Source organism: Streptomyces sp. NPDC042336 (assembly GCF_055581985.1).
This window is the reverse complement of sequence record NZ_JBVJEA010000097.1, coordinates 1-1711: the sequence shown is the minus strand read 5'-3', so window position 1 is coordinate 1711 and position 1711 is coordinate 1. Positions and strand designations below refer to the sequence as shown.

The window sequence follows — 1711 nt, the reverse complement described above, 5'->3', positions numbered from 1 at the left end:
AGACTTCGAACACCTCCCTCAACGGCGCGGGTGCCTCGTGCGTTGCGACCTCGACGCCGTCACCCCATCGGTGGCCACTCTGAAACGGCTCAGTGGTCACGGCAAGGAGCGTCTACATCAAGCCCTTCCAAATACCGGTCGTACTCGGCTTGGGGGAGCTGGTCAGGCGCGAGGTCACACAGAACGCCTTCCCAGGCTGCAACGTCAATAGTGCGGCTCATAAGACTGCCATCCAATCCGAAGGCGATCAGGCCCCCATCGCGGCCGGTAAGGAGGCGTGTAATCGTACTGTCCCGGCCAGCGCGCGGCTTCGGAAGCGTCCAGGCTCCGCGGGACTCGCCAGTGGCGGTATCCCAGAACTGTAGTCTTTGATCATTCGCGGTACCTACAGCCTGCACGAGGAACGCGGTGTCACTACTGAAAGCGAGAACTTTCCCACCGCTCGCTGCAGATGTATTCGTTACGAACTCTCCACTGGACACATTGAGTACTGAGATGAGTTCATCGTAGTTGATGACAGCTACACGTTCTCCTTTGGCGCTGACCACGACTTCGTGTCCATACATGGTCCAGACAGGTTCGATAGAGACCTTGCGCACCTGTTGAAATTCCTTCTCGGAATCCCATTTCCAAACCTTGAGCTCTTCTTCTCCTACTAGGGCCAAGGTGGTCCGGTCCGCACTGACGGAGATATCCGCGTCGCCATCGTCGCGCTCGAATGGCACGGACTGAATGGTTTTCCAGGACTCAGTGTTGACGACCTGCACTTCGCTGCTCGTCGTGCCCACCACATGAAGGCCGTCCGGCAGGAAAGTCAGTGGAATGAAAGATTTCCTGGTCTTCGATTGCCCTACCCGACTACTATCGCGCAGGTTCCATAGCGACAGGACGTCGTTTTGCGTTACTAGAGCACGCTTTCCATCGGATGATGAGATTACGATGTCCTGGCGCAAGGTCTTTTTCGCCATCTGCAATGGCACACCCCCGAGTTTGCTGACGCCTTCGCTCGTGACTGACCATACTTCTGTAATGGGTCCGACCGTTCGGAACGCGGTCCAATCATCAGGCGCTAGTTCGGCGGGCATGACATGCTGCTCGTTCGGCAGAGGTGTGCCTGCCTGGAAGCTCGTCGTAGAAAAGAGAGACACGGCACCGTCCTGTGAACCGGCAGCCACCCATCGGCCGTCATCGGAAACGGAGAGGCTGAACACCGGCCAAGTGAACGAGCCGAGGAGACGCTGCTGGCGAAGCGCCCTGCCGTACACGCCCACGCCACGGCTGCTGGCAGCGTACAGGGCACCTTCCCTGGTGCTGGGCATGACAATTGGGCCGACGTCCTGATCGCTAGTGCGAGCCAACCGCCTGCCATTGGTCAGGTCCCAGAGTTCGTTCTTCACACCGATATAGGCCATGGAGCCGTCAGCAGACAAGGTCACCTCTGCCCCCTCCTGACGGGGGAAGTCGGGGATCTTGCGCGAGTCACTCCAGCTGGTGGAGTTCCGGGCGAGGCTACGGAGAGATCCAGCTCGGGAGTCAAGGGCGAGGAGTTGGTTGGAGTTGTCGAAGCCAAGAGTGATGCTGTCGGGAGTGGCAGTCTCCTTAGATGCCATTTCACTTGGCGTGATCTTGCGGCAGTCTGGAGCGATGACTGCTGCGCTTGTAGAGCGGATGGCGCCTGAAGACCTGTGGGCCCTCTTTCAGCGGGTGGTGC

1 protein-coding gene is annotated in these 1711 nt (G+C 58.9%); it reads right to left on the bottom strand.

All coding sequences use genetic code 11. The features are described 5' to 3' along the window. Window positions 1-89: 89 nt before the first annotated feature. Window positions 90-1436: a WD40 repeat domain-containing protein gene (locus tag ACZ6IM_RS42565; protein ID WP_469564629.1), complete on the bottom strand. Its 1347-nt coding sequence runs from the start codon at window positions 1434-1436 to the stop codon at window positions 90-92. Window positions 1437-1711 lie beyond the last annotated feature (275 nt).